Annotated in this window: 20 protein-coding genes and 2 pseudogenes; 13 read left to right on the forward strand and 9 right to left on the reverse strand. The window is 66.8% G+C overall.

Annotated features, from left to right (window positions below):
• Positions 1-131 precede the first annotated feature (131 nt).
• Positions 132-1,157: a hypothetical protein gene (locus OG293_RS39165; protein ID WP_405996721.1), complete on the forward strand. Its 1,026-nt coding sequence runs from the start codon at positions 132-134 to the stop codon at positions 1,155-1,157.
• Positions 1,158-1,367: 210 nt separating this feature from the next.
• Here the strand turns inward: OG293_RS39165 and OG293_RS39170 are convergent, their stop codons facing one another.
• The gene (locus OG293_RS39170) at positions 1,368-1,673 is read right to left on the reverse strand and encodes a hypothetical protein (RefSeq protein WP_405996720.1); all 306 of its coding nucleotides are present in this window, start codon (positions 1,671-1,673) and stop codon (positions 1,368-1,370) included.
• A 57-nt stretch (positions 1,674-1,730) separates the two neighbouring features.
• Between OG293_RS39170 and OG293_RS39175 the strand changes: the two genes are divergently transcribed.
• Both OG293_RS39175 and OG293_RS39180 read left to right on the forward strand, forming a co-directional pair.
• The gene (locus tag OG293_RS39175; protein ID WP_405996719.1) at positions 1,731-2,459 is read left to right on the forward strand and encodes a DUF6193 family natural product biosynthesis protein; all 729 of its coding nucleotides are present in this window, start codon (positions 1,731-1,733) and stop codon (positions 2,457-2,459) included.
• A gap of 606 nt (positions 2,460-3,065) precedes the next feature.
• Positions 3,066-4,466, forward strand: a complete 1,401-nt coding sequence (locus tag OG293_RS39180; protein WP_405996718.1) for a replication-relaxation family protein — start codon at positions 3,066-3,068, stop codon at positions 4,464-4,466.
• A gap of 79 nt (positions 4,467-4,545) precedes the next feature.
• Here the strand turns inward: OG293_RS39180 and OG293_RS39185 are convergent, their stop codons facing one another.
• Both OG293_RS39185 and OG293_RS39190 read right to left on the reverse strand, forming a co-directional pair.
• Entirely contained in the window at positions 4,546-5,283 is a 738-nt protein-coding gene (locus OG293_RS39185) for a hypothetical protein (RefSeq protein WP_405996717.1), read from the reverse strand.
• A gap of 31 nt (positions 5,284-5,314) precedes the next feature.
• A pseudogene (locus tag OG293_RS39190) lies at positions 5,315-6,771 on the reverse strand (NF041680 family putative transposase).
• A 413-nt stretch (positions 6,772-7,184) separates the two neighbouring features.
• Here OG293_RS39190 and OG293_RS39195 point away from each other — a divergent pair.
• Positions 7,185-8,189, forward strand: coding sequence for a hypothetical protein (locus OG293_RS39195; protein ID WP_405996716.1), 1,005 nt, complete (start codon positions 7,185-7,187; stop codon positions 8,187-8,189).
• A gap of 65 nt (positions 8,190-8,254) precedes the next feature.
• A complete protein-coding gene (locus OG293_RS39200; protein WP_406003459.1) occupies positions 8,255-8,584 on the forward strand; it encodes a hypothetical protein in 330 nt (109 codons plus the stop codon).
• A 238-nt stretch (positions 8,585-8,822) separates the two neighbouring features.
• On the opposite strand, the gene OG293_RS39205 is transcribed toward OG293_RS39200, so the two are convergent.
• Positions 8,823-9,893, reverse strand: a complete 1,071-nt coding sequence (locus OG293_RS39205) for a hypothetical protein (protein WP_405996715.1) — start codon at positions 9,891-9,893, stop codon at positions 8,823-8,825.
• 1,035 nt (positions 9,894-10,928) lie between these two features.
• Between OG293_RS39205 and OG293_RS39210 the strand changes: the two are divergent.
• From OG293_RS39210 to OG293_RS39225, 4 genes and pseudogenes are all read left to right on the forward strand, one after another.
• Positions 10,929-11,932 (forward strand): annotated as a pseudogene (locus OG293_RS39210) (IS5 family transposase).
• Positions 11,933-11,990: 58 nt separating this feature from the next.
• A complete protein-coding gene (locus tag OG293_RS39215) occupies positions 11,991-13,439 on the forward strand; it encodes a hypothetical protein (protein ID WP_405996714.1) in 1,449 nt (482 codons plus the stop codon).
• Positions 13,352-16,117 carry a hypothetical protein gene (locus tag OG293_RS39220; RefSeq protein ID WP_405996713.1) on the forward strand — a complete coding sequence of 922 codons (2,766 nt, stop codon included), beginning with the start codon at positions 13,352-13,354 and terminating at the stop codon, positions 16,115-16,117. Before OG293_RS39215 ends, OG293_RS39220 begins: the two co-directional genes overlap by 88 nt.
• Positions 16,114-16,428: a hypothetical protein gene (locus OG293_RS39225; RefSeq protein WP_405996712.1), complete on the forward strand. Its 315-nt coding sequence runs from the start codon at positions 16,114-16,116 to the stop codon at positions 16,426-16,428. The genes OG293_RS39220 and OG293_RS39225 overlap by 4 nt, the downstream gene beginning before the upstream one ends.
• A 230-nt stretch (positions 16,429-16,658) precedes the next feature.
• Here OG293_RS39225 and OG293_RS39230 read toward each other — a convergent pair whose 3' ends face one another.
• Positions 16,659-17,855: an IS110 family transposase gene (locus OG293_RS39230; protein ID WP_405996711.1), complete on the reverse strand. Its 1,197-nt coding sequence runs from the start codon at positions 17,853-17,855 to the stop codon at positions 16,659-16,661.
• Positions 17,856-18,147: 292 nt separating this feature from the next.
• Here OG293_RS39230 and OG293_RS39235 point away from each other — a divergent pair, with 292 nt between their 5' ends.
• From OG293_RS39235 to OG293_RS39250, 4 genes are all read left to right on the forward strand, one after another.
• The gene (locus tag OG293_RS39235; RefSeq protein WP_405996710.1) at positions 18,148-18,825 is read left to right on the forward strand and encodes a transposase; all 678 of its coding nucleotides are present in this window, start codon (positions 18,148-18,150) and stop codon (positions 18,823-18,825) included.
• Positions 18,826-19,230 carry a transposase gene (locus tag OG293_RS39240; protein WP_405996709.1) on the forward strand — a complete coding sequence of 135 codons (405 nt, stop codon included), beginning with the start codon at positions 18,826-18,828 and terminating at the stop codon, positions 19,228-19,230. It begins immediately after the preceding gene.
• 421 nt (positions 19,231-19,651) lie between these two features.
• Positions 19,652-19,852 (forward strand): hypothetical protein, encoded by a 201-nt coding sequence (locus OG293_RS39245; protein WP_405996708.1) that lies wholly within the window; start codon positions 19,652-19,654, stop codon positions 19,850-19,852.
• Positions 19,853-19,946: 94 nt separating this feature from the next.
• A complete protein-coding gene (locus OG293_RS39250; RefSeq protein WP_405996707.1) occupies positions 19,947-20,438 on the forward strand; it encodes a hypothetical protein in 492 nt (163 codons plus the stop codon).
• A 470-nt stretch (positions 20,439-20,908) separates the two neighbouring features.
• Here OG293_RS39250 and OG293_RS39255 read toward each other — a convergent pair whose 3' ends face one another.
• From OG293_RS39255 to OG293_RS39270, 4 genes are all read right to left on the reverse strand, one after another.
• A complete protein-coding gene (locus OG293_RS39255; RefSeq protein WP_405996706.1) occupies positions 20,909-23,251 on the reverse strand; it encodes a WD40 repeat domain-containing protein in 2,343 nt (780 codons plus the stop codon).
• A 47-nt stretch (positions 23,252-23,298) separates the two neighbouring features.
• On the reverse strand, positions 23,299-25,323 hold the full coding sequence (locus tag OG293_RS39260) for an AAA family ATPase (protein WP_405996705.1): 2,025 nt from the start codon (positions 25,321-25,323) through the stop codon (positions 23,299-23,301).
• Complete coding sequence (locus tag OG293_RS39265) at positions 25,320-26,180, reverse strand: hypothetical protein (RefSeq protein ID WP_405996704.1); 861 nt, start codon at positions 26,178-26,180, stop codon at positions 25,320-25,322. Before OG293_RS39265 ends, OG293_RS39260 begins: the two co-directional genes overlap by 4 nt.
• Before the next feature lie 211 nt (positions 26,181-26,391).
• Positions 26,392-26,775 (reverse strand): hypothetical protein, encoded by a 384-nt coding sequence (locus tag OG293_RS39270; protein WP_405996703.1) that lies wholly within the window; start codon positions 26,773-26,775, stop codon positions 26,392-26,394.
• Positions 26,776-26,825: the final 50 nt, after the last annotated feature.

Consider the following 26,825-nt stretch of genomic DNA (forward strand, 5'->3'; position numbering starts at 1 on the left):
TCCGGCCAGACGCCCCGATGTCTTACGACGGACGCGAAGGAGCCAGGCCCCGACCCTATGCCGCACAACCCAACCTGTTCGCACCTACCTGTGCGTACCGGGGCCGGACGGTCCGCAGTTCAGGAACGCTGATGAGTCACGGACACCTCCTCACGCAGAAGGCCCGCTACCGCTCCCGATGCACTGGCCTCGGGCACCAGGCCGGCCTCCAGCACCTCCAAGCCCTCCAGGGGCAAGACCCGGTACCGGCCGCCAGCCGGGACCAGGCCCGCCTGGAGGCCGCCGTGTTCGAGCGGCTGGGCGGCACGATCGACTACTGCGCTCACCCCGCCGGCGTCGCGCGCGTCCGTCCCAGCGCCGACCACTTGGTCGTGGAGGTCGATCCCAAGCTCGGCCCCGAGCACTCGCTGCCGGAGCACTCCCTTCAGGCTCTGCTGCCGACCCAGCACACCGGGCCTGACGAGGACGAAGGACGAGAGCCGGGAGGCATCGCCGGGGTCAGGCTCCTCGGGATCGACACGGCGGGCCTCCACCTCGGGCTCGTAGGCACAGACGCTCGCGTCACCATCACCGGACCGGACCCCAAGCAGTGGCGGACCATCGTCACAGAGCACAGGGCCTCATGTCACGACGGCGACCTGCTCCCACTGTGGGACGCACCCGCGTTGACCCCATTCGAATCTGCCTACCTGGCCGCATATCCAACCTGGTGGGAGGAGCAAGCAGACAGCGCGTGGGTCGCCAGCGGCCTGCTCCGCCGCATCGCTCTCTTCCACACAGTGACCAAGCCCTACTCCCTCAAGTACTGGCCGCACGGACTGGGCTGGAAGTTCGAGCTGCGCTACGAACACGATGTCCCGATGGACCATGAGGCGCTCCTCGCACACCTGACCCACCCGGTATGGGGAATGCCGCTTCGAGCCACTCGCGATCACTGCGTGTGCAAGCCGTGCGACTGCGACAAGGGAGCAGAGCGCAACTGCTGGTACACCCTCGATACGGGAGGACGCCGTCGCGGCGAGATCGGGATCCACTTCCGTCGCGTCCGCGCCGGCCGCGACACCGAGCATGAGTACGGGCGACTGGTCGCGGCAGGTGCTGACCCCAACTGGCTCGCGCAGGCCCTACCGGCCCACCACCAGCGTTCAGCCGCCTAGAACGCGCCCCCAGCATTCGGGCCCGCACCGCGTGCGAGAAGCCGGCCCCTGACGCACCCGCGTTTCCCCTTGACGTGTGTCCTGAACATGCAACTTCCTTTCATGTTCAGGACACACGTCAAGGGGAAACGCGTTGTTCGGGCACCCCACCCAGTGGCGCGCACCGGGTGGATGCACGACACCCCCACCCTCCGGCTATCCGGCGTGCGGCTATTGGTGCGCACCGTGGAAGGCCGCCGCCATCGCCAGGTGCTCGTCCCGCATCGTCTCCAAGGTGTCGGCGGTGTACCCATTGTCGGCGTCCGGGATGACGTTCGCGGTGAACCGGATGACGCTGCGGGCGATGCCCAGCGCCGCTGTGGCGGGGGAGTCCGTCGCCCAGTTGGCTGTGTCGGCTTCTTCGGGAGTCGTTTCGGCGTGACTTCGGGAGTCGTTTGGCGGCCGGCCTCGTGATCGAGCGGCTCGCCAGGCGCCCCGCAGCGGCGGACACACGGAGTCACGCGCACACGGTTCCATCTCCTTGCACGCCTGATCGTCGTTCCTCACGTGGCGTTGCGACGGCAGACTGTGGAGGTGAACTCTGATCTCTATCCCGACCTGGCTGCTGTCGGCAGCCTGGCTGCCGCGCTGGAACAGCTTGCCGCCGAACTCGGCATCGATCTCACGGTGGTGCCTCACGATGGAGGGTCCCCTGTTTCGGCGGGCATCGCTTCGTCAATCCCGGGGCGCAGGCCGCTGTCCGTCTACATCGGGGCGGATGACCGCTGGTTCGGCGTTTCCGGCTGGGGCCAGGGGGTCGAGCTCATCACCGGAGCCACGCCCGACCTGGCCGATGTCGTCAGGGCTGGTGCGGCATGGGATCAGGGCAGGAGCCTGCGGGAGTTGCGGGCTGGGCTGCCGTTTCTGCACGTCAGTGAGCGCGCCGAGGCCCACGAACGCGGGCCGGCAGCAGTCGTGGAGCTGCAATGGCGCACGATGCGGGAACAGGCTGCCGAGGCCCCGGATTTCCCTGCGTTCGGCGAGCTGGTGGAAGCGGCGCATGCCGAGCCGAGGCTACGACAGCTTTACGTGTTCTCCAGTCACTGGACGCTTGGTTTCAGCTCGTGCACCGGGTTCCCGTTCCATGTGGAGGTGGCCATCGCTCCGTCGCACAACGGCAGCCCGTACCTCGTGATGACGCATCCCCATTCCGTCGTGATCGGCGAGGCTGCCACAGCTGAGGAGGCAGTCGCTTCGGCGGTGTCCCACCTCCCCGCTGGGCTAGGTCCAGCTGTTGCGGGAACCGCCGAACGGGATGAGTGACGCATCCGAGAAGGAAGCGGCAGGCCGAATCTAGTCACGGACAGTCATCAACATCACGGTCAAATGACTCTCCGTCAGGTGGTCGGGGGCGGGGAAATTCAACTGGCCACCCACGTGGTCAACGGTCAGTCTCAAACTGCGGCCACAACCTTGACCAGGTCCGCTACCGGCCACGGTCAGACCGCGGACAAGGGGGTCCCCTGCACGCTGCTCCTTCGCAACGACCGCCCCGGCCGGGGCAGCGAAGGAGACGAGTCGATGACGACCACCCACCCGAGGGGCCGGGCAGCGGCACCGCTCGGGCCGATCACACCGGAAGGCTGGCCCGTGGTGGGCAAGCCCAAGGGGGCTCCCTGGGTGCCCACTTCGGAAGGCACTCAGGGACCCCCTTTGGTGCCCGGCACCCGAGGCCGGAGGAAAACCCCTTGTCAGGGCAGCAATCGGCGCGAAAACTGCGCCGTCACATCCCTCTTCTCTACTCCTGATGTCAGTAGTGGAGGAGATCATCGGGTTCCGGGAGGCCCGGACGCCCTCCCAGGCCGGGCGCGGCCAGCAGCAGCGGCGGCGGTCGGCCAGCGACCGGTCGCGAGCGAAGGAGCAGAGCTGATGGCGGGGAAGCGGAAGACCAACCCGGCGGGGTCGACGAACAGTTTCCGCGGTGATGTGCTGCGCGTGCTCGGAGCGTTGAAGGTGGCCACGGCTGATCAGATCCAGCGGATCGGCGCTCCGCACCTGAGCTTTAGGCACGCCGACAAGGAGACCCCGTCGAAACAGAAGCAGGCCCGCACCGCCTCGCACACCGGCGCGTTCTCCGACATGCGCAAGCACGGCCTGTCCGAGAACGGGGGCTCCACCGAGACCGGGGACTCCCTGCGGAACCTGACCCTCAAGGGCCTGGAGGCTGCCTCCTACGAGCTGCGGCGCCCGGTGACGGAGATGGGTTCCACTGCACGCGGTGCGGGCTCCAGCGGGGCTTCCCACCCGATGGCCGTCAACGAGACCGTGATCGCGATGCTGCGCCCGAAGCCGAACATGGCCAAGCTCGCCGACGATCTGGCCGAAGTCCGGGCGGCTGCCCAGGCCGCCGTCGACGCGCCAGCCGGGATCGGCACGATCGCCTCGTACTGGACCGAGATCCCGCTGCCCGCCACCGGCACCTGGAACGCGCCGGGGAAGGGCGGCGCCCAGGCCGACATGGTCCTCACCGCACCGCAGGACCAGGTGCCGCTGCTGTTCATCGAGGTCGACAACTGCCATGAGACCGCGGAGGAGCTTGCCGACAAGCTGGAGAAGTACGCCCGTTTCTTCCGGCGGGAGATGAAGGACACCGACGGCAAGGAGCGCCCGATGTGGCGTACTCGCTGGACGGCTCCGGCGACTTGGTCGGGCGATGCGACGCATCCGCCTGTGCTGCTGGTGTTCAACCGTGTTGGTGAGCGCAACCCCAACTGCACGGTCCCGCGCCTGATGGAGCTCACCCGGCACCTGTGGGAGGGGGAGCGGCAGCGTGGCGGGCACCATGTCTACGACGGGAGGATCCCGGTCATCGCGACGGGGCTGCAGAACCTGCGCGAGCACGGTCCGGCCGGCCCCGCGTTCCTCCGCTTCGGCCGCGACGGCATGCAACCCCTGCTGGAGGCGATCGGCAACCCCCGCCGCGAGGCGGCCGACGCCCGTGCCCGGGAAGAGGCCCGGGTTCGCCAGGAGGAGTACAAGGCACAGGTACGGCGGGCGGCAGAGGAGCAGGCGGCGAAGAAGGCAGCCGAGCGTGAGGCCCGCCGTCCGGTCTGCACCGGTTGCGGGGCGAAGTTCACCGACGAACGGTGGGAGGCGGCGCAGGCGACGGACTGGGGCACCCCGAAGGACTCCCACCCGCAGCTCTGTGACGACTGCAAGCATCGGGCCGAGGCCGCCGCACGGCAGGCCCAGGTCGACAACGAGCGCCAGGAGCAGGACCAGGCCGTGCCCGAGCAGAAGGCCACCCGCTGGTTCTCGCGCCGCGCCTGACTGGGCAAGCCCGCCTCGCCCGACGACAGCGGGGCCGGACAGGATCACCTGCCCGGCCCCGCTGCTCGTTCCCGGCTGCTCACCGGCTGAGGCGGATGCGCGGCCCCCACGCGAACTCGAGGTCGTCCAGCAGAACGGTCTCCAGCTCCTTCTCCCACTGGCCGCGCAGACCGAACGGGTTGGTCTCCATCCGCTCCAGGATGACCAGGGTCTCGGGCTGCCCGATCAGCGCGTACTGGCCGTGCGAGGCGGGCCGACTGCCCGGCCCGTACGCGCGCAGCAGCTCTTCCAGGCGGGCGCGGTGCTGCTCCACGAACGCTTCCAGGCGCTCGATGTACCCCTCGCGTTCCTCGGTGCGCACCGCGCTCAGCGCGACGTCCAGGAACTCCCCGTCCGGCCAGTGGCGGTCGTCCGGCGCGGCGACGGCCCACGCGAACCCTTCCGCCACAGCCAGAACGCGCCTTGCGTACAGCGGTGCCGGGGCCGGTTCCTCCACCGGGGCGGGGGAGCCGTGGGCGAGCGGCAGGGCGCTGGAGGCGGTGGTGGTTGCCAGCGGCGTGCCCAGCGCTTCCAGGTGGGCCATGAGCAGGTGTGCCAGGGCGCGGCCGTGGTCGCTGCCGTGTGGTTGCTGGGGGGTGCTGCCGTCGCCCCGATCGCCGGGGTAGGCGAGGTGCCAGGGGTGTACGACGGTGCGGTGGAAGAAGTCGGCGAGCACCTCGAACAGCTCGCTCGCTTCGCGGCCGGTTTCGTACGCGCCGACCACGGCGGCCGCGGCACGTCCGATCTCGGAGCCGGTCAGCGAGAGCGCGTCCAGCATGTGCCGAGCGGAGTTTGAGCTTGTTCTTTATCTACCAAGATCTTCCGGGCTTGCCGATGGCTTTGAGGGTCTCGGGGCGTTTGACGGTCTTGCCCACGTCGTAGCGGGGTGCGGGACGGCGGTTCTTGGTTCCGGGCGGCCGTCCGGACCGGTGCCGCGCGGTTGGGGAACACGGGCGGGGCAGAGCAGGTGGGCTCGGATGTTCCTGAACCCTCGGCGGACCCGGGCAGGGGTGAGGCGTTCGGGCTTGACCGGCTTCTCCCAGGGGCGACGGAGGTCGGCGGCGAGCGGTCGGGCGAGGCGGAGCTGGGTGTGGGCGACGACCAGGAGCCAGGTCCAGCGGTCCGCCGCCTCAGGAGTACGGATCTTCGGAGTGGTCCAGCCGAGCGTCTGCTTTCCGAACCTGAAGGTGTGCTCAAGATCGAACCTCCTGAGGAACACCTGCCACCACAGGTCCACGTCGGCTGGGGCGGCGCCGGTCTTCGAGGACCACAGCCAGACCGGCGGGGCCTCCCGGTCCTTCGAGAGGTGCTCGACCTTCAACCGGATCAAGGTGCCCTCGACAATGGGAAGTTCACCGTCGTGCTCGAGCCAGGCCGAGCGGTGGGTCAGCCGCGGGTGGACCCGGTCCCACGCCTGAGCCTCGGCCTTGCCGTAGTTCACCGTGTCGGTGGCCGTGGTGATCGCTGCCTCGGGCCAGGTCTCCGGTTTGGCGAAGCGGAACTCCGGCCCGTGCTTGGGCGGGTGGCCGCCGCGGGGATGGGCGCGATGGAACTCCTCACGCGAGGGTGCAGGACAGCGCATCACCCGGTCCGAGCGGACCCGGCCGACCAGTTCGACGGGAAGGTCCCGCAGGACCCAGGCCAGGCGGGTGACGTCATAGCCGGCGTCCATGACGATTGTGATGTCCGGGTCCCCGGACTGCCATTGGCTGGCCGCGACGAGCCGCTCGACCACGGCCCTCAGCTGGGCGGCGGTAACCGCGGTCGCGTCGTCCTCAGGTCCGAGCCGGACCACGTCCAAGATCCCTGTCCATGACGTGGCCCCAGGCTCCAAGACGGCGACGAAGGAGTACGGCCAGCCCGGGATGAACTGCGAAGCCGTTTTCGCCCGCCCGTAGACGTGGCAGAACAGCCTGTCCGCAGAGCATGGCGCGTCCGACCGCAGCCACGGCGACACATCGACCGCCAGCACCAGACGTCGGTCTTCGAATCGGGGCAGCGGCAGCCCGGCGAGCAAAGTGCGCAGCCGCTCGATGTCGATCCGGCCGCGGTTGAGAGCGCCGTACAACGCGCCGTGACCACGCCGGTGCTCGGGCACCAGCGTCAACTCCACCGGCGAGAGGACCGGCCCGTCGACGCACAGCAGCGCGTCGGTGAGCTCGAACAGTTCGTCACGCCGGGCGGTCAGACACTCGTAGAACTCGCCCCGGAAGCGTGACGCTTCCGCGAACGCTTCGCGCCGGACATCACGGCACACCACACTCATGACAACGGCCTTCGGTTGATCCCGTACCTCTGTGACGGAGCACAGGATCAAGCGAAGGCCGCCCTCACGTCCGGCGAATGCCCAGGCGAGCGACATAGTTCGAGTCGCCATTCGAGACCGGAAGAAAAAGAACAAGCTAGGAGGGACGCGCACTCGGTGAGGGAGGTCCTCGTGATGCTCAGGCCGCCGGTGGAGCCGATGCTGGCGCAGGCTGCGGAAGCCGTGCCGGGCCCGGCCGCTGTGCGGGCGGGGGTCGCGTACGAGCAGAAGCTGGACGGTTCTCCAGACATCCGGAGGCGTCTTACGACTTACGACCCGGATCTGCTGGTGTGGAGATTTGGCCTCGGGGGCCCGAGGTGGAGATCGCGTGGCGACAATGGGCGCTGTTGCCACGGTGATGAGGGGGATGACACATGGTCGAGACAGTGGTTCAGATCTTTGCTCAGATGGCTGGGGGAACCGTAGCCGCGGTGGGCACGGGGGTGGGGCAAGCGGTAGCGGACATCGTGCGTGAGCGGTTAGCGCACAGTGAAGTTGGTCGTTCGGCGATGCGGGCTGTCGAGGAGCGGCCGGCCGACCCTGTGGCGGGGTCGCAGCTTCGCGCGCTGCTTCAGTCAGAGTTAGACGCCGATCCGGACTTTGCCCGGAAGATCTCCGTGGCTCTGGCAGGTTCTCCGCCCGCCGAGTCTCCCCGCTCGGCATTGGGCAGCATCACGATTGACGGATCCACGTTGCGAGGCCGGAACACCATCTCCCTGGGGCCCGTCACCCTCCACAACACACGCAATGTCCGCTTCTCCCTGCTCGCCGGGGCCCTGGTGTTCGTCGCTCTGATTGCGGCGGGGATCTACGGCGGGACACAGCTCGTCACCGGCAGCGGCGGACAAGAGGCCAGGTCCGTGACCGCGCTGAGCGCCGGCGCCACACGACGGATCCTGCCGGAACTGTCTGCTCTGCCGGCGGGCTGGACTCAACCCGCCGGGCCCGAAGCCAAGGAGGCCAACGAGGGCAGTAAGGAGATGGGTCTGACTCACATGGAGTCCGTCGAATTCCTGATGCGATCCCCAAACGCCGAACTGCAGCTCGGCGTCGCCGCCTTCGCTAGCGCGGACAAGGCCGCCGCCTTCTATCGCGGGGCAAAGGAACAGGAGGTCGCAAGCCGGAAGGACGCTCAGGTCCCGGTGTCGCAGACCGGGGACGAAAGCTTCGCGTCCTCCATTCCGCCCGGGAACGGAAAGGAGGGACGCCTCGACCTGATCATGCGCGTCGGTACGGTCATCGTGCTCATGAGTGGTGACAGCGTCGAAGGACAGCCCTTTGAAGCCTCACGACTCGAAGTCCTCGCAAAGATGATGGCTGAGCGCGCTCAGCAGGCCCAGAACGGTCAGGAGCCGGTGGCCGCCGCCCGGAACGCGTGAGCAGGTCACCAGTAACGCAGGCTGGGGTGGGAAGCCCGCACGGCGTCTCGTGAGACACCCAGAGTCTGGAGAAGGACGGTCACCGGGCGATCGTCTTCACCGCGTCCGGGCCGGGTGGCACGGTGGTGGTGCAGACCCGTCGCGGGGCGCTGGTGCAGGACCGGTGGCCGGACCTGGTGGCGGCCGCCGAGGCGCAGTTGCCACAGGGCCTGGTCCTCGACGGCGAACTGGTCGTCTGGGACACCAAGGCCGGCCGGTTGTCGTTCGAGGCGTTGCAGCGCCGGGCCGCCACCCGCGCCCGCGGCGCCCTGGCCCTCGCCGTGAAGTGGCCGGCCTACTTCGTCGCCTTCGACCTTTTTGCTGTTGCGGCCCCCCTTGGAAGTGAGCGCTCTTAGAGGCTGACCTGCGCATTGCTCAGTTCGATGAGCGGGGCGCGTCAAAAGTTACTCATGGGTAGGCTGTTGGGTCGAGTCGGTTGAGTCGATGTGACCTGCGGGTTTCTGGGATTTTCTCACTATGAGTGTTGGCGGCTCGGCGTTACTGGGCGGCCGGTAGTGGCGGTCGAAGACAGGTGGGCTGGCCATGGCCGAATGGTCCTTCTCGTGGCTGGAAGTCGTCGGTTGCGCCGGTGGGTCAGGCCAGGTCGAGGGGCGAGGGGCTGGGGCCGGCGAGCGGGCCGGGGTCCCAGGGCGCGACGGGTGGCAGCGGAGGGGTACCGCCGTCGGCACGGAACGCGTTGCGCGGGCCGATGATGTGTTCCTGGTGCAGGCGGTGGGAGAATAGAGCGTCGTCGAGGAGGTTGACCAGCCCGTCGCGGCCACCGTGACGGCCCGACAGCCGTGTGCAGTACGCGGCTTGGACCACCCAATGAGTCAGTACGCGGCGCACCACGGACCGCATGGTATGCAGATCCGATTGCTTGTCCTTGGCTCCGTGGGCGTAGGCAGAGCGCGCTGCGTAGCCCGCCCCTGCCGTGTTGCGGACCTGCAGACGGTCATCGTCGTCCGCTCCGACGAGCATGGCGGCACGCTGCTGGACTTTGCGGCCAACCTCGACTCTGCTGCGCAATTCGGCGGGCGGTGACGCGCTGCGCATCCAGAGCCTCGACAAGGCCCGCCTTGTCGGTTTCTGTACCGGGCTCCGGACGCCATGCCGACGCAGCGCCGTCACGCCGGGCAATAGCGCAGCAGAGTCAACCTCGGCATGCCCGCCGTCCCCGCCGGTCAGCAGAGACTCCATCGCCGCTGTGAGTCGGAACGCGGCTTCGCTCAGGTGCAGGGGCGACACGGTGGTTGTGCCCCCGGAGTCGCCGAGTGCATGGCACTTGACGAAGAGGAAGTGATCGGCGGCTCGCGCGAGTTGGTCTTGGCGCCGTGCATCGAGCCCGGTGGCGTGGGTCAGGAAGGCGCGGCAGAACGTGGCAACGTCCGCGTCGTGCCCGTGGCTGATCATGTAGGCCGGTTGGCGATGGTTCGGTGCGAGGGTGTAGCCCCAGCAGGACACTTCCGAGGGAAGCGGCCAGCCCAGGTGCGGGCGGACGACGCGGCGCCCTGGTTCCACCAGGTAGCGAGGGCCGGCCACGACCGGGACCTCAAGGGCGAGATTGAGCGCGAGCAAAGGCCGCACGAGTTCCCGCGGCTGGTCGTCGTCCACGGGGACCGGGACGCTCCCCAGCGGGCGGCGGAGCAGGCCGAATTCGTGCATTTCGTGCAGAGCGCGCGGTGCGAGTAGATCCCCCGGAATGCCGGGTGCTCCTGCCAGGGGCAGTTGGGGATCGGTTGCGTAGGCGAACTAGGCGAACTAGGCGAGCTGCCACCCGCCGATGTCGACGGGTGGGGCGTCATCGAGGGTGAGGTTGACGCAGAGGTACTCCCATTCGGGGAGCGGCGGACCGTACAGGTAGCCGACCGCCCGTTCCACGGCCTCGGCGATGCTGAACCGGTCACTGCTCGTCAGGGTTTTCAGTGCGGTGCGTGTGGCCTGTGAGACCAGGCTTCTGCCCCCCGGGAAAGGCCGGTCACGAAGGCTCGGTTTCCGAGTGCGCGGCGGTGGCACAATAGGAGACGTTACGGCCAATGGGCGGGAAGCCGGGTGGGAAGTGGCGGCTCGGCTTGTCGGTGTTCGGCGGGGGTGAGCACGGATGAATTTGACCCAGCGTGTGGTGGGTGGTGCGACGGGGGCAGCGGTAGCGGTGCTGGCGGGGGCGTTCTGTTTCATGAGCTGGGATCGCGCGGATGAAGTGGCTGGTGTTGTCTCGGCGCTCATGAGCGTGGCAGGTTTGGGTGTTGCGGTGTGGGCCCTGCTTTCCGGCGGCGGTGGGTCCGTGCGGGTTGCGAATACGGGGCCAGCTACCTCCAGGGGGACAGGTTCCTTCGCCAACACCGGCCTTATCGTCTCGGGTGGTATGCGTGGCGATATGACAGTGGACGGGACTGGAAGCGCCGATGCCGAAGACGGGGGAAGGGCGAACACAGGCGTCAACTAGTCGCAGGAGCAACCCACGTTGCCGCAGGCCGACACAGCGGTCGACGAGCTCAGCAGGAAGGGCTGGGGTGTGAAGTTGGGGCGACGGCGAGAGCTGAACAAAGACACCGGAAGTTCGCACTCCAGCAACGGGTCACTGTCGAACAGCGGCCACATGACCGTTGGCGGGGATCTAGTTCTAGGGCCTGTGTGATGTCGTGATCAATTTTGCGGATCCGGATCCGCTTGGAAACGGGATCCGGTAGGAAGACGGTCGTGACGCGCAGACAACTGACTGACGAGCAGTGGAAGTTGATCGAGCCGTTCCTGCCGATAGGTGAGTACGGCCCCTACCCCGAGCGGCTGCGGGATCAGTTCGAGGGGGTGATCTGGCGGTTCAGGACAGGTGCGCAGTGGCGTGAGATGCCCGGCGTGTTCGGGCCCTGGCCGACCGTCTACGGGCGCTTTCGGGTCTGGAGGAACGCCGGGGTCTTCACCGCCCTGTTGGAGGGCCTGATTGCCGGAGCCGCCCGCCAGGGCAAGACAGACTTATCCCTGGTCAGCGTCGACTCCACGACCGTCCGTGCTCACCACGACGCCGCTGGGATGCTCGTCGGCAAGGACGTCATGGAGGCCCTTGAGGAAGCCGCCGCCGAGCAGGAACAGGCCCGGCAAAAGGGGGCGATGAGGCGGAACAGAACGGGCGGGGCGGAGGAAACGAGCCCGAGCGTGCCGAACGCCGACGCGTCCGCCGCCGATACCGGCTCCGCCTGAAAGAAGCCCTGCTCGGCAGGTCCCGCGGCGGACTGACCAGCAAGATCCACCTTGCCGCCGACCGCAAGCGCCGACCGCTGTCGTTCGTTCTGACCGCCGGGCAGGCCGCGGACAGCCCCCAGTTCGTCCCCGTGCTGAAGAAGATCCGCGTCCGTCTGCCAGTCGGTCGGCCCCGCACCCGGCCGGACGCGGTCGCCGCGGACAAGGCGTACTCGTCCCGCGCCAACCGCGCCCACCTGCGACGACGCCACATCAAGGCGGTCATCCCGGAGAAGAAGGACCAGGCCGCCAACCGCAAGAAGAAGGGCAGCCACGGCGGCCGACCCGTCCTTTTCGACGCCGATCTTTACCGTGATCGCAACACCGTCGAGCGACTGATCAACCGGCTGAAGGACTGGCGCGGCATCGCCACACGCTTCGACAAGACACCCGAGAGCTATCTCGCCGGCCTCGAACTGCGCGCCTCGATGATCTGGCTCGGAGAGCTCCTGCAAGCAGCCGATTGATCACGACATCACACAGGCCCTAGGGCAGCGGACTGGAGTGAGGTCCTCAGGCTACCTGTTGGAGGTCGCCGAACTAGCGGCCGAGCACTTCGACGGACGGGAAGCCGAGCTCGCGGAGATGACCGTGTTCTGCACCGCTCCCGATGCTCAGGGTTCTTCGACGGCGGGCACGGGATACTGGCGCTGGCTCGCTCCTGCATGGTCAGGCAAGACCGCGTTGATGGCACAATTCGCGCTCCATCCGCCGCAAGGCGTGGACGTGCTGGCGTTTTTCATCACTTCGCGCGCAGCCGGCCGCTCGGACCGTACAGCGTTCCTGTCTGCGTTACAGGGACAGCTGCGCGAGTACCTACATGAGGGAGACGTGGATTGTGTCTCGAAAGGGCAGTTCCTCAATGCATTGAAATGCGCGGCCACACAAGCTGCGGCAGCGGGACGACGGCTGGTGCTTCTGGTCGACGGGTTGGACGAGGACACCGGAGTGGAGTCGGCAAGCAGCGGCTACAGCATCGCCTCACTTCTGCCACGGGACCCCCCTGCAGGCATGCGCATCATGGTGGCGGGCCGTACGAACCCGCCCGTCCCCAGCGACGTGCACGAGAGCCACGCACTGTATAGCCGGCACATCGACCATGTTCTGGCAGTCTCAGAGGCCGCGCGAGTAGTCCGGCAGGCTGCCGAGCGTGACCTGCAGACCCTGCTGGCAGGCGGATGGGAGGGGCGAGAGGTGGCGCGGCTGGTCGCAGCAGCCGACGGCGGTCTGAGCATCCAGGATCTGGCCGACCTGCTCAACCAGGCCAACAGCGAGATGAGCCCCCGGGACGTGCGGGAGACGCTGGGTGGGCACATCGGCCGGTCATTCCAGCTCCGGTCTGCTCAATGGCCCGGCTCCGAAGAGTCTCCGACGCATTTGATTTTCTTCGCCCACGAAGAACTTCGGAAGGCCACGCTGAAGAGCATGTCGCCCCAGGTCTTGGACGCCTATCGGGAGCGGATTCATGCCTTCGTCGAGCATTGGCGCGCATCCGAGTGGCCCGTCAGCACACCGGAATACGTCCTGATCGGCTACCCGCACCTTCTGCGCGACCTGAAGGACACCGAGCGGTTGACCGGTTTGGCAACGGATGCTTTGCGGCACGAACGACTGTGGCTGATCACCGGCGCGGATACACAGGCGCTGGCTGAGATCACAGATGCCTTCCGCCTCCAGAGTGCCTCCGCCGCCCCCGACCTTACCGCATGCGTACGGCTGGCTTACGGTCGGCACTGCCTTCGCCGAAAAGCCGCCAATGTCCCCCACGAACTCATCATCACCTGGGCTCAGCTGGGCCAGGTGCGCCGAGCTTTCGCTCTGGCCCCCTGTCCAAACCCCTCCAGGGCAGACCGACATCTGACCATCTCTTCGGGCAGCTCGTCCACGTGGCCCGGGCCCACCCCGACATCGCCACTCTCGCAGGGGCCGCTGCCCGCACGATTGCCGATCCCTTCGAGCGGCATCAAGCCCTGACCTCCGTCGTGCAGGCCCTGGCAGCCACGGGTCAGCATCAGCAGGCAGCCGACATCGCCCGCACCATCACCGGCAACTACCAGCAGTCCGAAGCCCTGACATACGTCGCGAAAGCCCTGGCCGCCGCTGGTCAGCATCAGCAGGCAGCCGACATCGCCCGCACCATCACCGGCAACTACCAGCAGTCCGAAGCCCTGACCTGCCTCGTAGGGACGCTTGCCGAAGTCGGGCAGCACCAGCAGGCAGCCGACATGGCTAAGGAATCAGCTGATATCGCCTGCACTGGCACCAACGACTATGAGCAGGCTCGAGCCCTGACCAGCCTCGTAGGAGTACTTACCAGAATTGGGCAGCATCAGCAGGCGGCCGAGATCGCCTGCACCATCACTGACAGCAAACAGCGGGCCCAGGCCCTGACCGCGGTCGTAACGGCCCTGGTCACCGCTGGGCGGTACCAGGAGGCAGTCGGCCTTGCCCGCACCATCACCGACACGTTCTCGCAGACTTACGCCCTGAGGCACGTTGTAGAGGCCCTGGCCGCCGCCGCGCGGTATCAGGACGCCGCCGACCTCGCCCGCCGTATCACTGACAAGTACCAGCATGCCCAGGCCCTGACCTCTGTCGTGGAGGCCCTGGCCGCCGCCGGGCGGTACCAGCAGGCGGTTGACCTCGCCCACACCATCACCCGTGCCTACTCGCGGGCCTCCGCCCTGACGCACGTTGTGGAGGCCCTGGCCGCCGCCGGGCGGTACCAGCAGGCAGTTGACCTCGCCCACACCATCACCCGTGCCTACTCGCGGGCCTCCGCCCTGATCCACGTCGCAAAGGCCGTGACCCCCACCGGCCACCACCAACAGGTCGCCGACCTGGCCCTGGAGGCAACCGACCTCGCCCGCCGTATTACTGACAAGTACCAGCAGGCCGAAGTCCTGACCTCGATCGCGGAGGCCCTGGTCACCGCTGGGCGGTACCAGGAGGCAGTCGACCTCGCCCACACCATCACCGACACCAAGCTGGCGGGCGACGCCCTGACCCGCGTCGCCCAGGTGCAGGTCTCTGCCGTGGAGGCCCTGGCGACCGCCGGGCAGCACCAGCAAGCAGTCGACCTTGCCTGCACCATCACGGTTGCGATCGAGCAGACCCATGCCCTGCTTTCCGTCGTGGAGGCCATGGTCACCGCCGGGCAGCATCAGCAAGCAGCCGGCCTCTTCCGCGCCATCACTACGGACTACTACTGGCAGACCCATGCTCTGACTTCTGTCGTGGAGGCCCTGGTCACCGCTGGCCACCACCAGCAGGCCACCGACCTCGCCCGAGAGGCAACCGACCGAGCCCGGACTCTCACCGAGTCCTACATGAGGACTCTCATCCTGCCCGGCGGCGTCGAGGCCCTGGCTGCTGCCGGGCAGTGGCGGCAGGCAGTCGACCTCGCCCGCACCATCACGGACACCGAGCCGCGGGCCTGCGCCCTGACACACGTCGCCAAAGCCCTAGCCACCGCCGGGCAGCACCAGCAGGCCACCGACCTCGCCCGGGAAGCAGCCGAGCTCACCCGCACCCTCACAGACTCTGGCCAGCAGGACCGCGCCCTGACTTTCCTCGTGAAGGTCCTGGCGGCCGTTGGGCAGTGTCGGCAGGCAGTCGATCTTGCGCGCAGCATCATCGACGCGGGGGAGCAGGGCTACGCCCTGACGCATGTTGTAGAGGCGCTGGCGACCGTCGGGCGGTATCAGGAGGCAGTCGACCTTGCCCGCACCATCACCCCCACTCACTGGCACACTCATGCCCTGGCTTCTGTCGTGAAGGTCTTGGCGGCCGTTGGGCAGTATCGGCAAGCAGTCGACCTTGCCGGCACCATCACCGACGCGGGCGGGCAGGGCCGCGCCCTGACGCACGTTGTAGAGGCTTTGGCTGCTGCCGGGCAGTGTCGGCGGGCAGCCGAGCTTGCCCGCACCATCACCGACACCGGCGAGCAGGACCGTGCCCTGGCTTCTGTCGTGCAAGCTGCTGCCACCACAGGGCAGTATCAGGAGGCAGTCGACCTTGCCCGCACCATCACCGACAGCGGACAGCCCTCCGCATTGGCCTCTGTCGTGGAGGCCATGGTCGCCGCCGGGCAGCATCAGCAAGCGGCCGACCTCGCCAGAGAAGCAGCCGACCTCGCCCGCACCTTGACCGGTTACTACCAGAACGACTCGGCCCTGACCTGCGTCGTAAGGGCCCTTGCCGCGACCGGGCAGGATCAGAAGGCCGCCGATCTCGCCGGAGAAGCAGCCGACCTTGCCCGCGTCTGTAAGGAGCCCCCCGAGTTGGAGGGCTTCGCCCTGATCACCGTCGTGCAGGCCGTGGCCGCCGCTGGGCGGCACCAGCTGGCCGCCCACCTCGCTGGCACCGGCACCGGCCCGGAGGCCACCGCCCTGATCTCCGTCGTCAAGGCCATGGCCGCCGCCGGGCAGCACAAACAAGCAGCCGACCTCGCCCGCACCATCACTGAACCCGACCGACAGACTCAGGCCTTGCTGACTGTGGTGAATCAGTGCAAGAGGCCAGCCGAGAAGACTCTTCTACTGGCCGAGGCGTTGGCCCTGGGCGACTGGATGCAAGTGCTGGCGCAGCTCCCGGACTTGGCGCCCGAGGCCCTGGAACCGTTGGCACGGTCGTTGCTGTCCCAGCGGTGAACCGCGGTGGCCGACTGTCCCAAGGGCACCTCGATCTGCGAGAGAAGCGGGAGCGGGAACAGGCGGGGCAGACGGAAGATGTCGACGATCATGTGCATTACGTGATGTTGGGGAGAATCGTGATCGTCGACAACGACCCGATCCGCCACGGCCGGGCCGTACGCGTCGCGGTCGAGATCACAGCTCAGGCGGATCGGACCGGGCTGCGCGTAACTCGGCGCAAGGGCGCCGACACCCGCGCCCGCTACGCCCCCGTGCTCGACAGCACCAGCACCAGCACCAGCACCAGCACCAGTGTGAGGTCTCACTGATGTTGAGGTAGTTCCGCCTTCCCGACCTGCGGACTCGTAGATGTACTGAGATGGATTGAAGGGGCCTTGTCGGGGACGGTGGAAGCGTGACCTGCGGTACTGCATGTTCGATGAGATTGCCGCAGATGCTGTGAGAGTGCCTATGCAGCCTGTCTGTTGGTGGGTGTGACGGCCCCTCGAGTCGCGGTGGGTGGTCTCGATGGGGGCGGGGGGTGCCCCTATGGGTTTCGTCAAGCTGATGGGGCGGGCTGTGGGTCGTAGAAGGTGCCGTCGCGGAGCATCGCGAAGAGCACGTCGGCTCGTCGTCTCGCGAGGCAGAGGAGGGCTTGGGTGTGATGCTTTCCCTGGCTGATCTTTTTGTCGTAGTAGGTCCGGGAGGCCGGGTCGGCCAGAGCCGCGAACGCGGACAGGAAGAAGGCTCGTTTGAGCTGCTTGTTTCCGCGCCGGGACGGTTGTTCGCCGCGGATCGAGGAGCCAGAACTGCGGGTCGTGGGGGCGAGGCCGGCGTAGGCGGCGAGGTGGGCGGCGGTCGGGAACGAACTGCCGTCACCGACGTCGATGAGGATGCGGGCTCCGGTCCTGACGCCGATCCCCGGCATGGACGTCAGGACCTTCGAAAGAGGGTGGTTCTCCAGCAGTTCTTCGATCCGAGTGGCCAGGAGTTTCCGCTGGTCAAGCACTGCTCGGAGCGAGTTGGCGAGGCTGGGGACGATCAGGGCGGCCGCGTCGGTGCCCGGGACGACGACGGTCTGTTCGTCCAGTGCGGTGAAGATGTCCTCGACGAGCCGCTCGGCCATCCGCGGTGCCTTCGGACGTATCAACGCAACGAGCCGCCGGCGTCCGGCTTTGCGGATCTGGGCCGGGAGCCGAACTGGTCGAGGAGCTTGAGCACGGCCGGGTGTTGGACGCGCGGGCCCAGGACCCGTTCCAGCGACGGGTGGATCTGGGTGAGCAGGCCCCGCAGGCGGTTGCTGATGCGGGTTGCTTCGCCGGCCAGGTCGTCGTCGAAGCCGACGATCCAGCTCGGCGACGGTCTCGTCCTTAAGGTCGACCGAGCGGAGCGTGTGAGGCATCACGCGGGCCGTGTCCGCGATGATGAACGCGTCGCGGGCATCTGTCTTGGCCTCGCCGGGATAGAGGTCGGCGATCCGCCTCATCGTCAGGCCGGGCAGATAGGCGACCGGGCAGCCCATGTCCCGGGCCACCGCCAGCGGCAGAGCGCCGATCGAGGCCGGCTGGTCGACCACCACGAGCACGGTCCCGTGCTTGGCCTGCAGTTTGCCGAACACTTCGCGGAGCTTCGGCTCGCTGTTGGGCAGCCGTTTGTCGAAGGCTTTCTTCCCGGCCGGGGTGACGGCGGTGGCGTGGTGTTCGCCCTTGCCGACGTCCAGGCCGAGGAAGGTGCCGATGTCACTGACGTCGATCACGTGCGTCCTTCGGTCGTCCTTGCCCGGCCGTCCAACGGCACCGATCGCCACATCCACATTACGAAGAGCCTCCCGACCTGCGAAGACCGGTGGCCATGCCCCTGACTTGTTGAATCGACCCCAGACGCTCGGTCTGCAGCCGTAGCGTCCAGGGCGCCGGTCGGCACTGGCTCGCATAGCTCCTTGCCGCCCTGCGGGGCTGGCTCATGATTAGCGTGCCGCCGCCGACCGGCACCCGCGCGGTGTGGCTCGACAGAGGCATGAATGCGTGTGACCGCTACTTCAAGTCAGGGTGCCCACCGCACACTTCTGCCGCTTCGAGCACCAGGTCAGGACGCGCGTGATCACGATCGGGATCGACCCCCACAAGTCCTCACACACAGCCGTCGCCATCGACGCCGCAGGCCACAAGACTGGCCAGCGGCGCTTTGTCGTGAACGCAGGCACCTTCCAGAAGCTCATGCGCTGGAGCGAGCAGTGGCCCGAACGACGCTTCGCGGTCGAAGGCGCCGGCGGCCTCGGCCGCACGCTCGCCCAGCAGCTGGCCGCCGCAGGCGAGGACGTCGTCGACGTGCCCTCAACCTTGTCGGCCAGGGCCAGGCTCCTGGCCACCGGTGGTGACCGCAAGACCGACCCCGCCGACGCCCTCCACGTCGCTCAGGTCGGGCTCTTCCGCACCGACCTGCGCAAGGTCACTGCCGAGGACCAGTCCACGATCCTTCGGCTGCTGACCGAGCGCCACAACGACCTCGTCAACGAACGCACCCGCATCACCAACCGCCTGCACGCCGTTCTGCGCGACCTGCTTCCCGGAGGCGCCCCCACCCGGCTGTCGGCGGACAAAGCTGCCGCCCTGATGAAGGGCATCCGACCGCTCACCGCGACCGACAACTGCCGCCGCGACATCGCCCCGGACTTGCTGGCCGACCTGCGCCGACTGGATCACCAAGTCAAGGACAACGAAGCCTAGATGCGCGACGCTCTCGCCGCCTCACGGTCGACGCTGACGTCCCTGCCCGGACTGGGTACGGTGCTCGCGGCCAAGATCCTCGGTCACATCGGTGACGTCAGCCGCTTCCCGACGGAGCACCACTTCGCCAGCTACACGGGAAGTGCGCCGCTGGACGCCTCCAGCGGGAAGAACGTCCGCCACCGGCTCAACACTGGGGGGAACCGGGCCCTGAACTCGGCCTTGCACATCATCGCCATCTGCCAGATCCGCGATGGCGGCCGCGGCCAGGACTACTACCGGCGCAAGATCGCCGAGGGAAAGACACCTGCCGAAGCCCGCCGGGCCCTCAAACGACGCCTCTCGAACGTCGTCTACCGAACCATGAAACGAGACCGGCAACGGCAACTTGCAGCAGCCGCTTGACACACAGAGGCGCTAATCAGTGGTCTGTCGATGCCTCCGGAGCCGGTGACACCGCGCCCCAAGACATGCGATCGACAGGGGGAGAAAGTCATGCCAACTCCGAAGGCCGGGCGCCCCATTGCGGGGCTACCGAGAAGGTAATGGGGGGTGGATGATGCCTCGTTTCAGGCGCGTCGGTCGCACGATTTCGACGCTCAGTACACCCGCCGGCTTCCGTGGTGTCGGCCTGTCGGCGTCCGCCGACGTGACCGCCGTCGAGCGGGCGATGTAGATCCTGAAGGGGGCTTGTCTGCCGCGCGCAGTCCCGTGTCCGGGTGGAGCGTACGCCTCTGACCTCAAGGGTTGCCGAAAGCAAGGCTTGACGGATAGGGTCTCTGGGTCCTTAAAGCTTGACATCAGCTAGGTTTGAGGGGAGGGTGGGATGACGCGTCCTATGGATCTGCTTCTCGCGGAGCTGGATCGCCGGGGAGTCGGCAGTCGGCAGACGGCAAAGGGCTCCTGGGTCTTGTCCCGTGACGGCACCATCATCGCGATCGGCGGCGAACCCGAGACGGAGAGCGGGTGGATCGACTTGATCAATCAACTGCGACGAGCAGGCTGGGTCTCCCCTGAGGAGGACTAGGCGGGCACGGCGGGGGCCGGAAGGCCAGGTCCCCGCTCCCCGTTCCACGGGACGAAGCAGAAAAGGCCGAGAAGAGGACACGGGAGAAGGGGTCATGGAAAAGGAATGGCAGGCATCTGTGATCGTTGACGACCTCGATCCGCCTACTGACGAGGTGATCGACGAATTGTGGCGCTTCCCGGGGGGCACCCTCCGGTACGAGGAACGATGGCGGCGCCTCTACCTGGTGTGGCGGCTGATGGCGCCTACGCTGGCGGTGGCTGCGCCGCAGGCCTTCGAGACTGCTCACGAGGGTCTGAAGGCCGTGCTGGGGCGCGAGCCTGAACTGACGGGTCTGCGTGTGATCACGGCAGAGCAGGCCAACGCCGAGCGTGACTATCCTCAAGAGCAAGAACTCATGGGATACAGGGAAGCAGCGGCAGTGTTGGGTGTCAGCCGCCAGCGAGTCGCTCAACTGGACGGCAGCCATCCTGACTTCCCCCGTCCCATTGGGCGCATTGGTGCTGGACCCGTCTTCACCGCTGCTTCTGTGCAGTCCTTCGCCGAGCGGTGGGACCGCAGCCCAGGGCGGCGAAGGGTGGCTTAGACGGGTGAGACCGGGAAGCTCCGCTGGCCTCTGGCCTTCATTGGCCAGCGGAGCCTTTCCCGCCCCCACAGTCATGGCAGCAGCCATTGCCACCGCGGAGGCGCGGGCTGGTCGCCGTTGCGGCACCGACTTGGCCGTGCCGTTCCCTCTGGCTCCTGGCATTGGCCGGAGACCACCCTGCCGATTGGCCACGCGCGGCCGTGGTCGGGGCAGCCGGCGACTTGCGGGCAACGCCGAGGAACTGCTGGGTAAATGCGGTCCCAGACGGTGCCGTCCACTGCCGTGAGAGTCCCAGCGCCGCACCACCCTCTCCGAACTGGCGGCGTGCGCCTGTAACTGCTGCGCCACACCGGTTTCGTCTGCACGGTGGTGTGCCGGCCCAAGTGCTGCATGGCATCCTGCAGCACCGCGAGGGCAGCCAACGCGACACCCTTCATTCGTGGGCTTGGTCAACGTGCGCGGGTCCTGCGCTAAGGCATGAGGTGGGGGATCTGGTCCAGTAGTTTGTAGGACGCTACGGCGACGCCGGCCCCTGCGACCACCAGGGCACAGGAATCAGCGGTTGGCGCAGGTGCAATGGCAGTAACAGAGCTGATTGTTGGGAGAGTTGGGCCGTATGGCTCTCGGGTGGTCAGGTCCCACATGTGCACTGTGTGATCACTGCTGCCAGTGATGGCCACAGCGCGTCCGTCGGGCAGAGTGGTGGTTGCCAATGACGTGATCATTCCCGCATGTCCGACGAGCGGTTGGCCCAGCGGCTGGCGCTTGGTGAGATCGTATAGGCGCAGGGTATGGTCTCGGCTTCCGGTGATAGCGACCGGGTGGCCGTTTGGCAGGGTAGTGGTCGCCACTGCGGTTACCCAATCGCTGTGCCCGGTGAGCGGGTTCCCGAGTGGCTTGCCGGTTTCGAGGTTCCATACGCGTGCTGTTTTGTCGTAGCTGCCGGTGATGGCGACGGTGCGGCCGTCGGGCAGAGTAGCGGCTGCTACGGCTACCAGCCAGTTGCTGTGGCCGGTCTTGATGGGGGCTCGAAGCAGCTCGCCAGTGGTCAGGTCCCACAGGCGCAAGGTTCGGTCCCGGCTACCGGTCACGGCTACGCTGAGGCCATCAGCCGTAACTGCTGTAGCCACCGATGTGACCCATCCGGTGTGCCCGGTGAGCGGGTTCCCGAGTGGCTTGCCGGTTTCGAGGTTCCATACGCGTGCTGTTTTGTCGTGGCTGCCGGTGATGGCGACGGTGCGGCCGTCGGGCAGAGTAGCGGCTGCTACGGCTACCAGCCAGTTGCTGTGGCCGGTCTTGATGGGGGCTCGAAGCAGCTCGCCAGTGGTCAGGTCCCACAGGCGCAAGGTTCGGTCCCGGCTACCGGTCACGGCTACGCTGCGATCGCCAGGCAGTGCAGTGGTTGCTACCGCGGTCACCCAGTCCTCCGGCGCAACGGCCAGCCTGCTCGTGGTGTGTGAGGCAGCTAAATCCCATAGCTGCACGGTGTGATCATGGCTTCCGGTAATGGCCAACGTACGGCCGTCCGGCAAGGCGGCGGTCGCCGCAGAGGTAACCGAGCCTGTATGACCCGTCAATGGCTCACCGACAGGCTGACCAGTGGTCATGTCCCACGCCCGTGCGGTGCGATCCCAACTCCCGCTGAGGGCTACCGCCCGCCCGGGAAGGAAGGTGGCGGTCGCCACAGAGGTGACCCATCCGGTGTGTCCGGTGAGGGGCTCGTTGATGGGCTGGTGGGTGGCGAGGTCCCACATGCGCAGTGTTCGATCCCGGCTGCCGGTGATGGCGACGGTGCGGCCGTCGGGCAGAACAGCGGTCGCCACACAGGTGACCCATCCGGTGTGTCCGGTGAGGGGCTCGTTGATGGGCTGGTGGGTGGCGAGGTCCCACATGCGCAGTGTTCGATCCCGGCTGCCGGTGATGGCGACGGTGCGGCCGTCGGGCAGAACAGCGGTCGCCACGGAAGTGACCCATTCTGTGTGACCGGTGAGGGGTACACCGGCCAGTTCACCTGTTTCGAGGTTCCATACGCGTGCTGTTTTGTCGTGGCTGCCGGTGATGGCGACGGTGCGGCCGTCGGGCAGAACAGCGGTCGTCACAGAGGTGACAGTGCCTGTGTGACCTGTGAGGGGTTCACCGGCCAGTTCACCTGTTTCGAGGTTCCATACGCGTGCTGTTTTGTCGTGGCTGCCGGTGATGGCGACGGTGCGGCCGTCGGGCAGAACAGCGGTCGTCACAGAGGTAACCGCACCTCCGTGTCCGATCAGCGGCTTGCCGATGGGTTGATTGGTGGCGAGGTCCCACACTCGCACCAAACGGTCCCAGCCGCCGCCGCACACCACCATGCGCCCGTCTAGCAGAACGCCAGTGCCCACCGCTTCCACTGCGCCGGTACGGGCGAGGACTTCACCTGGGCCAGTGGGCCACATGGCCCAGCGCACCCGCCAGAACTGATGGGTGCCCTCAGCAGCCAGCGGTGCGCCTCTGGCGGCAGCCCACATTTCCAAAGCAGCGGCGTTGAACCCCGGCCGCCCAAAGTCCCATAGGTGCGTTGCATGCTGAAAAGCTCGCCACAGCACCCACTCGCTGCCTGCAGGTTCCCCTGTTTTGGCCGTCGACGGTGGTGTCAACCGTCGAAGGCGGTCGGCGTCGAGATACGGCAGGAGCGGTGGGGTGAGAACATCACCCAGTATGGCGCCGGCTTCAGCGTGTTCGGCGAGATGACGGCGCACATAGAGCGGCGGCGCTGCTCGGCTGCCGGAGATTTCTTCGCATGCCAAGGCGGCAAGGCGGCGAGTGATGCGCTGCTCCACCCGTCGCACTTCGCGCGAGGCGTCCGTTCGGCTCTCGTCCCCACTGGTCAAAGCTGTTCCTCACTGAGCAGATCGTCCCAGTGCTCACGCAAAGTAGTGCGTAGCGCATCGTGAAAGAGCCGGTAAACAGTCGTCCCGTCCTCGCGGTCGACTAGCAGGTACGCAGAAAGGCGAGTGCTGAGAAGCCAAGCGATGTCTTCATCGCCGTAGTAGTCCTGCGAGCCGTCGGCGATGGCATTGGCCACAGCTGGCCAGACCTGCAACCAGGGAAGTCCGCGCCCGAAGGAGAAGGCCAGAGCCCGAAGGAGATGGATGGCCCGCAGCCTGTCGGCAGGAGCGGACAGCGTTGCGTGCAAGTCACTGCGAAATACGCCCAGCACGCCTTCACTAATCGCGGCCACCCAGCCCGGGTCCGCAAGGTCGACGCAATCCGAGCGATGCGCCAGGGACGTGGCAGCGATACGGGCGACGAGGAACGACGTCCCGGCGCTCGAAGCCAGAACATCCGCGACTGATGCGGCTGCGCTTTCATTGGCCGCGTAGGGAGAGCCCGGCATCCGCCGAAGGACCTCGGCAGCGTAAGCGGCCACGTCCCGCTGCTGCCACCAGGGTTGCTCGTCAACCCGAACACGTTCTGCGGCCAGCAATCGTTCGGCATAATCAGCTAGGGAGAAATCGTCGGTGTGTATAAATCCGGTGCTGCGACCGGACCCGCCGGTTGAGCGGACCCCTAGCAGCAGCCTGACGCGGCGGTGTTCGCCGTCGACATCGAGCTCCGCGAGCACGTCAGAGAGCACCGCCAACGGGTCGCTGGCTTCATCAAGGGCGTCGACAACGATGGTGATGGGCTTCTCTTGCTGACTCAGCCAGGATTGCCATGCAGTCAACAACTCTTCCAGAGGAGGAGCGACCGCTGTTGCGGACTGCGGAACGTCGAGCGCCTGACACAGCTGTCTGATGATCTCGTCCGCGGTCTTCCCTGTGGCCAGAACGGCTGCGTCAACCGAGCCCGAAGCGGGCCTGAGATCGCTCGGAATGTCTGCGATCTGCTCCCTGTAGCGGGCGACGAAGGCCGGATCGCTCAGGGTGACCAAGCGCGCCAGGGCGGCTGACTTTCCGCTTCCAGCCGGCCCGCTCACCACGAGAGTGCCCGCGATCGAGGTCGAGGCGACGATCAGGCGCCTCATGAGATCGGTGCGGCCAGTGAACAGCCAGCCGGACTCGTCGGCATGCATAACACCGCGCGAGCGTGGCTCCCAATGTGACGAGAGGTCTTGCTGGAACAGTGCTAGATCGCTTCGCTGTGGGGCGAGGGGTGCTTTAGCGTCGGCGCGGTAGTGAGGATTGGGCAGGCACTGGTGGGCGCCCGATCGCTGACTTCCTGCGAGGGGAATCAACCGCTGACCTGGTCCAAGTCTGCTTTCCACAGCCTGAAGGAACACGGCGACGTCCAGAAACGGGTCCAGTCCGTACTTCTCGCCCAAGGGAGACCCCAACTCCTGCAGGAAGTCGGAGATCGCCGACGTCAGGGCACCGGTGACCGCCTCCTGATTCTTGGTAGCGCTCGGCAGTACCAGCCATGTCTCCGGGATCTCCCGGTCGAAGGACGCGACTTCGGCGGCAGCCCGGCCCGCGTAGCACAGGTCCAGAATGAGCAGAAGGTGCTGGATATCGGTGTTGGCAAGCCATGCAACAAGATCAGCCGTGCGCAGGGCCGTGGATTGGAGCCGCTCAGTCTCAGTCTCGCGCAGAATCATCCAATGACGGCCGTCAGCGACGAACCCATGTCCGGTAACAAAAACGACGGAGGCATCCGACCAACTCCAGCGCTCACCAGGAGGGGGATTTTTGAGCGCTGCCCGGATGGCATCCTCACTGGGACTGCCCGCTAGATGCGGGTAGCTTTGGCCGAAGCGCCGATCATCAAGCCTCTCGGCGCACAGCCAGTCGTGCAGTGCGCGCACTTCGTCCTCAACGTCAAGCCGTTCCAGGCTCAAGTCTTCGTAGTCGGAAGTAGCGATGGCCACGAAGTGACGTCGAATGATTCTCGGACTGCCGGGCTTGGAGGTCATGCCACAAGGCCGGGAAGAGCTGCCAGGACAGCTCGACCGGTCTCTTCCTTACTCAAGTAGCGCGTCACCGAATGTGCGTCGCCCTCATTGTCCACTCGCGACCGGTCCGTGACACCCGGCCATGCAACGTGCAGGTCACCGGCACAGGCCACGGGGTCCCGTGGGTCGCGCACATTAACCCATGTGGCGACGTTCGAGGGCAGCCCCTGCGCAGTGCCGTAATGGGCATCAGGCATCAGTCGACGCACCATGCGCAAGCCAAGAGGGGACCCCAGAGTCAGGAACAAGGCCAACTGGTGCTCGGCATGCTGGCGGATGTACTCAAAGGCGACGACAGATCCCAAGGAATGCCCGATCAGCACCTGGCAGTCGGAGGTGATGGCGCCTCGTACCTCCGCGTCTACCGACTCCTTGAGCTGAGTATCATGCAGATAACGGCGCACCTGGCGCAGTTCGCCAAGATAGAGCACGCCAGCGCTCGGCCCGAAGCGGCGGTCCAGTGACCGCAGCACTGCCTGAAGCGGAAGCGGCACCCGGGTGTACTTTTTCGCTGGTTGCCCCCGAGCGGCCTCAATCTCCTCCACGGTGACAGCCTCGGTGGCCGCTGCGAGAAGGTCGTCCAGCTCCTCGCCTTGCAGATGTTGCAGCCAGTCTTCCGATCCCTTGGTGACGGCGCCTTTGTCCGTGATCTTCATGAACAACTGACCGTAAAACGCCATACGCAAGGGGGGAGCACTCATGCTGTGGCCGCTGGCGAATGTCAGACCGTCTTGAAGGGCTGGCTTCCAGGTCGCTTCAAGCTGACTAGGTCCCAGCTGCTGTTGACTGATGCCATGCACCCCTACGATGGCCGACAAATCACACTCCACATGTTGCAAGCACCACTAAGGACAGCCTCTGGGAACCAGCACGAGGGCTCGACTCGCAGCAAAGAATCCGTGCCTCGCAAGAAACGTAACGTGGCATTTCGGGCGCAGGGCTGAATGACACGGTTGTCGGGGTCTAGAGGGGTCTAAGAGCTGTCCCGTAACCGCAGTGGTGTGAGGACCTGCTCCTGTCTACTGGACGTCACAGGAAGAGAAGGTCGACGTCCCTTTCGACGCAGAGCCGTAGGACGACCGCCAGTTGTCGGGCGTCATCGAGGTGCTGTTGGAGGAGCGAGTCGCCAGTCTCGTCCTCCCATTGTTCGGTGATCGCCTCCAGCCGGGGCAAGATCGAGGCGCACTCGGTAGGCGAGAGCTCGCCGCCGCCGTCATCTGGGCGATTGAGGAGTGGCGCGAGTGTGGTGGAGACGTCGCGCCACGCCCGCTCGCCACCGAACCCCCACATCTCGAAGAGAGTGAACCCTTCGGCCTGCGCCAGCCCTCGCCGGAATGCGGCGAAGCTGCTGTAGGACCAGGCGACGTCTGGACTGCTCGTATCTCCGTCTCCCGGGAACAGAATCAGCCCCACGTCGCCCTCCCCTTGTTCGTCGAGTGGGCCAAGGATCAGTCGGAACTCGT

This window comes from Streptomyces sp. NBC_00829, assembly GCF_045161795.1.
GTDB lineage: Bacteria > Actinomycetota > Actinomycetes > Streptomycetales > Streptomycetaceae > Streptomyces.